The following is a 6,479-nucleotide window of genomic DNA, read 5'->3' on the forward strand; positions in this document are numbered from 1 at the left end:
CAGTTGAAACTCAGAGGTAAAACTCATTAGCATGTCGGTAGCACAAAGGTTACGCTAACGGCGTATAGGCCAAAGGAACAAATATGGCGATTGAACTAGGTTTTCATTTTGACGAAGAAGTAGACAGGTTATTAAAGTCAGCATCTGCCAGCGCAAAAGCAAAAGACTTTGATGCAGCCATTAGTAAGATGAAAGAAGCGTTGGAAAATATGTGGGTTTCTGATGTGACTTTTTCCCCAGCGAACATAGCCAAAATAATTCCGTATTTTCAAAAGGCAGGGCGCTACAGTGATGGCGTAGCGTTTGCTGATAAATACCTTATTCCCAAACTGGTTGAAGGTTACGATCAAGCCGGTTCAACAGATAGAGCTTTTATCTGCAGGTATGTCGGTGAAGTGCATCAAAAATTAGCTTTGAACGCCAAAAGAGAAAAAATTAAAGATGATGAAACGTTTTTCTCAAGTAAAGCGGCTGAGATGCAAGACGCTTATATGAAGTTAATTGAGATCGCGCGAATTGAAGACCTCAAAGAGGAATATCCGTACATGCTGGAACTGTTTGGGCCTGACCATAGCAAGTGGCCTGATGCCGTACTCAAGACATTCGAACCAATCTTAAGATGACTCCGAAACGGGTTTAGCGTTAGTTTGATATTAAGAATCTTGCCCGCGTCCGGGCCAACAGCGAAAAGGATGAACAATGCTGCAAACTAAAGTAATGATAACGGCGTTATTGGTAGTGATTTGCCTTAACGGATGTAAGCCAGTAAACCAAGAACCAGCTAAGCCCCTTAGTGCAGCAGAGCTGGCGCAATATAAGCGTTTAGTTGAAAAGTATGAACCTATGCTTGTAGAGGTTGAGCAATACAAGCAAGAGGCCGCACGAATCGCAGAAGTAGAAAAGAGTTACTTAGCTGAGTATGTCGAACTAAAAAATTTCTCAATCTATAAAACTAACAGTTTTGATGATGGCCGGGAGCGCCCATGTTATCGGGGAGAGCTTGTTAACAATGGGGATGAGATAATCGAGAGATTAGAGTTAACCATTGTGTTTCGGGATAAATCAGCTGAGAAAGTGCTTAAAACGTGGCAATACAATTTGATTTTTGCCAATGATGAGTTCTTAAACAACGATAAAATGGGGTTAGATTTGAGAACTGCGGTTTTAACATTAGAAGGAAAGCGATTGCCGTTAAAACCTAAAACGAGCTTTAACCTGAGCCAGAACAAAAACTGCATAAGCGATGTTTTTCTGGGATGGTCTGAAGATAGTACCGACTATAAGTTAAGCGCGTTGAAGCTCCGGCCAAAGCTGAAAGAAATTCACCTGCATGATGTCTTTGATACTGGCTTTTATGACATGATGCGTCTTGAAAACAGAGCTAAGCAATTCAACCAGATTGAGTAGTGCAACGGCGGTAACGATAGGCGTCAAAGCAGGTGGGCGAGTTAAGTGCAAATACTGACTTGTAGAGGGATTGCTGAACTTAAAAACCAATTCTATAAAAAGATTGGCACTTAGACTTTTATTTGGCCGCTTAGTTAAAAGGGCGACTTTAGGGCGAGGGTGCAGCCGTAGGCACTGTGCTAACGCCAGACCGATATGGTTTCAATAAGGTTTTTCCCCGATCAGTGATAACTAAAGGTTTTTTGGAAATCACTAAGCAAACCAAAAGTGCAGATTTTTTCGTAATTCCGATCCGCTACCGATCCGCAGCTGAAAAAAAAGAATTTATGAAATTAAGAAAATGACGTAAGTCATTGAAAATAATGGTGGCCCCAGCTGGACTCGAACTGTTATGTGGTATATGTATTTGCAAAATATTTCACTGTATGTAGCTAGCGCTTCAGTAGTTATTATATCTAAAGGTTATTTATAGATGATTCTAAAGATTTTTATGTGATTTTTAATATGGACTTTTCTTGCGTATATGTTTAGTGCTTTTGGTTGTGAGCTAGTAGCGCGAGTTAGGATAGTCGTGACATATTGTTAGCAATACAGGGATGCTTGACTCTATTGAATTCAAACCTTTTGCTCGCATTGTAACTTGGTTTTTCGTTTGCAACAGGTATCATTATTTCGTCTTCACCAAGCGATGAATGTTATTTGACGATCGTTAAGCAGTTGATCAAGTGCAATGTGGTTAAGTTGTTGTTATTATTGCAGTTATTTGTTATATATTTAAAAAACGCAGCTTCTCGTGAGATGTAAGAGCCGCTATTAGTTCGGGTTGCATATACTGATAAACATCTTCAATTTCCAGTACTTCAATCATACTTAAATATGATGCGCCCGTATGTTCAGCAATCCGCTGAACGTGCGTTTCTTCCATTACGAACACTTTTTCAGCCCATTTAAGCAACTCAATTGTGCAGAGCGTTGTACCATATCGTTGGCAGTATTTTTGGCTTAAACCCGCCGATTTATATTCGTGCTTAGAGTTGACTTTGCGGTAGAAGTCTTCAGCAGTTCGAGAACGGTGCAGATTTGCAGTGCAAAGAAATAGAATGTTCATTCACGGACTACCATTTGAGAGCGCTCTTTTTTTAATAGAGCATCAACCTTTAACAGAGTTTTTGAGAAAAACCGCAGAAGCAGGCTTGAGCGTAGTTTTGCTGATGCCGCCAAACTTGCTTCCAAGTAAGCCTGCTAAACACTGTTTCTGTCGCAGCTTTTTAAGCTGTCGAGGGTTTAGTTTAACTTGGCGGTTGATTCTCCGATAGTGGCAATGTTGTCCTCGTAGTTTGCTCTCGCTTATTGAGTCATATGTAACTAAATTGGCCTCTACTGGGGTAATCAGGTCCTTTAGTCGTGTCAGCTGAAGCTGATTAGCGATTCGTGCTTTATTACGTTTGATAAGTTTACGTTTCATTTCGACATCTCATGAAGCAGACGCTTGAAGCAAGAAAATAAGGTGGAATGTGGCAGCGAGTTTTAATAGAAGCTCGACCTGAAAACTCACTATCAACAGCCAATCATTGTTTTTTACACAGTTAGTTTGAGCTGAATCCAGTGTAGCTCAATGGAGAGAATTAGGTCGCGGGATTTGCAGTATTGATGAGGTAACAGCTCCGGCTTGATGTCGTTTGCATGTTGAGCACAATTGATTTCAGACTTATTTGGGATTTACGTAAAAAATAATTTCAAAAATAATTTGGAATATCTGAAAAATGGATCAATAATGCATGCATGTATGTTAGGAGTAGCTTGTATTGCAAGTCATTAGACAGGACAGATTAGCAGAATTCATTAAGAAGCATGCTGAGAAACGCACTGCCTTGCAGTGCTGGCTGGATGACGCGAAAAATGCTACTTGGAACTGCGCAGATGACATTGTGAAAGATTATAAGGGGGCTGAAGTCTCAGGAGCTGATAATGTGACATTTGTTGTTGGCCGTGGGGCAGTTAAAGTGGTAGCTAAAGTCATATTTAGTAAAAGCATGTTACGAATTGACGAAGTTGGATTGTCGGTTTAACCAGAGATGGAACTCACAGGGGGCTGGCGGGTGATATATGAATATTAGAATAATCAGAAATAGTGAAGAGTATAAAAAAGCAACGGTCTATTTAGACGAATTGTTGTCGTCTGGTGATGACTCGAATGATGACTTAATTGACGTCATGGCTTTGCTTATATCTAACTATGAGAAAGTGCATTTTGATATTGGCTTGCCAGATCCTGTGTCTGCTATAGAAAATCGAATGGAACAGCAGGGGTTAACAAGAAAGGATTTAATTCCATATCTGGGCAGTCAGAGTCGTGTCTCAGAAGTAATGAACGGTAAGTCACCGCTGAGTTTATCGATGATCAAGAGGCTGCATGAAGGGCTGGGTATTTCATATGAAGTTCTGATGCAAGACCAGACGCGAGAGCTGGATGAGCGTAACGTGAACTACGAAGATTACCCAATTGCAGCCATGTTTAAAAAGGGCTTTTTCCCGAAAGTGATAAAATCGGTTACAGAGGCTAAAGAGAGAGCTGAAGAGTTGGTTCGGGACATGTTCGAAGCGGTAAAGTTAACGCCGTTTGCAATAGCAGGAGCACCTCATTTAAGAAGTGCAGTTCATACAACGAATAAGCGCATGGATGGTCTGGCGTTACAAGCATGGCAGGCGAAGGTGCTTCATCAAACGCTAGATAAAAAATTACCGAAATGTGACTTAGATTCAATTGATTTACCGTTTTTAAGAGAGATTTTGAAACTATCTCGTTTAGAAAAAGGCCCGTTGTTAGCAAAAGAAGAACTGGCAAATAATGGTATTCATTTAGTGTTTCAGGAACACCTCCCTAAAACATACCTTGATGGTGCTGCTATGTGGGGCGTTGATGGAAACCCGGTAATAGGAATGACAATTCGGTATGACAGACTGGATAATTTTTGGTTTGTTTTGATGCATGAGCTTGCCCACGTTTCCCTTCATTTGAAAAATTCAAAAGAAGTCTATTTTGATGACCTTGATGGAGAGAAAAATAGTGACGAAGACGAAGCTGATGATATGGCGTTAAAAGCACTTGCTGAGAAATCTGAATGGGACAAATACTTTGCATTACTCACTACGCCAGAGAGTGTAGTTAATCTTGCAAAAAAATTAATGGTCAGTCCTGCCGTTATAGCGGGAAGATTTAGAAAAGAATCAAGTGATTATAGGATTTACAACAGACTTATAGGAAGTAATGAAGTAAGGAAGATGGTATTTCCGTGAGCGGGTATGGTATTGCCCAAACAGTGCGCCAACACTGTTTGGGCAGGAAAGTTGCCCAAAACCAAGCGAGGTGGACTCAGGAAGTTTCCTTGAAAGCACGGCTAATGTAGTCGAAATCTCGAAAACTTTCAACCATCGCCTCCTATAGAACTAGAAGGAGTGCGCAAATGGCTTCTAAGAACAAAGTGAAAATTCCGAAAGGAATGAAACTGATTTTTAGACCTTATCGCAAAGATCCTAAGTCTGGCCAGATGCTCTTTGCGAGAAATCATGGCCTCAAGGCTTGGCCGATCCTTGTGCCTATAGAAACGGTTTAACATCAGTAGAAACGCTGGGCCTCTTTGAGGCCCGGCATATTAAGCACTATATTTCGAGATTATTATCATGACTAACAGCAAACAATCGTCATCAAAATTAGCTTCACAAGCATCATCTATTTTATCTGACAAGAATGCTTCACAGATTCAAAAGTCGCTGGCAGGATCGGTACTTAGTCAGACAAAAACTACACACCAGACTGGTGCGGAGATGGAGTCTAAAGCTTCGTCTGTTATGAAGAGTGACAAGTACAGTGAGCAGACCAAATCTTTGGCTGCATCTGTGTTGTCGCAGTCTAATAAGACCCGCTGACCCCAAAGGCTGCTCAGGCAGCCTTTACATTTTTTGCTATTGGAATAGTCATGCAAGATATAAAGCTGCAACGGTTGCGGCGCTATTGCCTATTTTCCATAAGCTTTGAAAAGGCTAATGACATTTGTTGATCCAACTTTTCAGGAATACTAAGTCAGTCTAATCGAATAATTAAGTCGAAAAAGTTTTTGGTTTCTTCTGATGTTATGAGTTTGAAAATCATAAATCTAAATATGATTTTTACCTTAAAATGATGTGGAGAGTGGTATGGCAGGGAAAAAGATATGGGCATATGCCAAGGATAAACGATCTAATGATTACGTCGCAGGAACAAAACACAAACATAAGCTCTATTATGTTTGGGAAGCAGTGAAAATGCAGAATACTAATCCAGCTATATTTAGCCAACTGGAATTTATGAGTACACAACGGCTTGTAAATGACAGGCGTAAGATGCATGTTCATGCTGGGGGATTTTTCCGATATAACCCCAATCAATCTCCCAAAGGTATATCAGATACTGATCCTGACTCTGATTCGCTATCCCACAGTCTCGCAATTGCAGCTTTAGCTGAATTAGAAAAACTTAATTTTGAATGTCGGGGTGAGAAGTTCTCTATTTCGCCCACTTCAGTAGAAACAGAGCAACGCTTACAGCTTATCTCTGAAGGTGAGTATAAGTATTACATTCCGGATATCGTATTTACCTTCGATCAGGACTCAGAATACGCTAAGCGGTGGGGGCGAAAACTAGTTATAGAAGTTATGCATACCCACGCTTGTGAAGAGGTGAAGATAAAGGATTTTGAAAACCACTGTATCCCAATTATAGAAGTTAAGCTCAATAAAATGACTCTTGAAGAGCATTCTGGAACTAGATCACCCAACATCCAGCAAATAGAAGAATTTTACGATTATTTAAAACGTAAGTTCTCTAACGTTATATACGGCAATATTCTATCAAACCCCGTCACCACGGAGTTTTACAAAGATAATGTGGCAATTGCTTTTGAAAAGCAAAAGCTTGCAGAAAAGCAAAGAGACAAGGCTTTACAAGAAGTAACTCAATTGCAGAATTTTGAGAAAAAACTGCGAAAGTTGACATCGGAGGGTAATACACCCATTTTTAATTGACGCTAAAAGTA

8 protein-coding genes are annotated in these 6,479 nt (G+C 40.3%); 6 read left to right on the forward strand and 2 right to left on the reverse strand.

The genetic code is table 11. The features are described from left to right. Positions 1–83 precede the first annotated feature (83 nt). Positions 84–623 carry a hypothetical protein gene (locus HRH59_RS18255; protein ID WP_173502712.1) on the forward strand — a complete coding sequence of 180 codons (540 nt, stop codon included), beginning with the start codon at positions 84–86 and terminating at the stop codon, positions 621–623. Positions 624–699: 76 nt separating this feature from the next. Continuing rightward, a complete protein-coding gene (locus HRH59_RS18260) occupies positions 700–1,407 on the forward strand; it encodes a hypothetical protein (RefSeq protein WP_173502713.1) in 708 nt (235 codons plus the stop codon). Positions 1,408–2,173: 766 nt separating this feature from the next. Here the strand turns inward: HRH59_RS18260 and HRH59_RS18265 are convergent. Beyond that, positions 2,174–2,515 carry a low molecular weight phosphatase family protein gene (locus tag HRH59_RS18265; protein WP_173502714.1) on the reverse strand — a complete coding sequence of 114 codons (342 nt, stop codon included), beginning with the start codon at positions 2,513–2,515 and terminating at the stop codon, positions 2,174–2,176. Positions 2,516–2,557: 42 nt separating this feature from the next. Continuing rightward, entirely contained in the window at positions 2,558–2,872 is a 315-nt protein-coding gene (locus HRH59_RS18270; protein ID WP_173502715.1) for a hypothetical protein, read from the reverse strand. 340 nt (positions 2,873–3,212) lie between these two features. On the opposite strand from HRH59_RS18270, the gene HRH59_RS18275 reads away from it, so the two are divergent. The 4 genes from HRH59_RS18275 to HRH59_RS18290 all read left to right on the forward strand — a co-directional run bounded on the left by HRH59_RS18275 (position 3,213) and on the right by HRH59_RS18290 (position 6,468). Further along, positions 3,213–3,476: a type II toxin-antitoxin system HigB family toxin gene (locus HRH59_RS18275; RefSeq protein WP_173502716.1), complete on the forward strand. Its 264-nt coding sequence runs from the start codon at positions 3,213–3,215 to the stop codon at positions 3,474–3,476. Positions 3,477–3,513: 37 nt separating this feature from the next. After that, complete coding sequence (locus HRH59_RS18280) at positions 3,514–4,704, forward strand: helix-turn-helix domain-containing protein (RefSeq protein WP_173502717.1); 1,191 nt, start codon at positions 3,514–3,516, stop codon at positions 4,702–4,704. Positions 4,705–4,871: 167 nt separating this feature from the next. After that, entirely contained in the window at positions 4,872–5,021 is a 150-nt protein-coding gene (locus HRH59_RS18285; protein WP_157999932.1) for a hypothetical protein, read from the forward strand. 580 nt (positions 5,022–5,601) lie between these two features. After that, complete coding sequence (locus HRH59_RS18290) at positions 5,602–6,468, forward strand: hypothetical protein (RefSeq protein ID WP_173502718.1); 867 nt, start codon at positions 5,602–5,604, stop codon at positions 6,466–6,468. Positions 6,469–6,479 lie beyond the last annotated feature (11 nt).

This window comes from Rheinheimera lutimaris (assembly GCF_013283795.1).
Lineage (GTDB): Bacteria > Pseudomonadota > Gammaproteobacteria > Enterobacterales > Alteromonadaceae > Alishewanella > Alishewanella lutimaris.

Bases quoted from the DNA above. Each gene is read 5' to 3' on its own strand.
- HRH59_RS18260 (WP_173502713.1), top strand. From the start codon at position 700: ATGCTGCAAACTAAAGTAATGATAACGGCGTTATTGGTAGTGATTTGC.
- HRH59_RS18265 (WP_173502714.1), bottom strand. From the start codon at position 2,515: ATGAACATTCTATTTCTTTGCACTGCAAATCTGCACCGTTCTCGAACT.
- HRH59_RS18290 (WP_173502718.1), top strand. From the start codon at position 5,602: ATGGCAGGGAAAAAGATATGGGCATATGCCAAGGATAAACGATCTAAT.
- HRH59_RS18280 (WP_173502717.1), top strand. From the start codon at position 3,514: ATGAATATTAGAATAATCAGAAATAGTGAAGAGTATAAAAAAGCAACG.
- HRH59_RS18255 (WP_173502712.1), top strand. From the start codon at position 84: ATGGCGATTGAACTAGGTTTTCATTTTGACGAAGAAGTAGACAGGTTA.
- HRH59_RS18285 (WP_157999932.1), top strand. From the start codon at position 4,872: ATGGCTTCTAAGAACAAAGTGAAAATTCCGAAAGGAATGAAACTGATT.
- HRH59_RS18270 (WP_173502715.1), bottom strand. From the start codon at position 2,872: ATGAAACGTAAACTTATCAAACGTAATAAAGCACGAATCGCTAATCAG.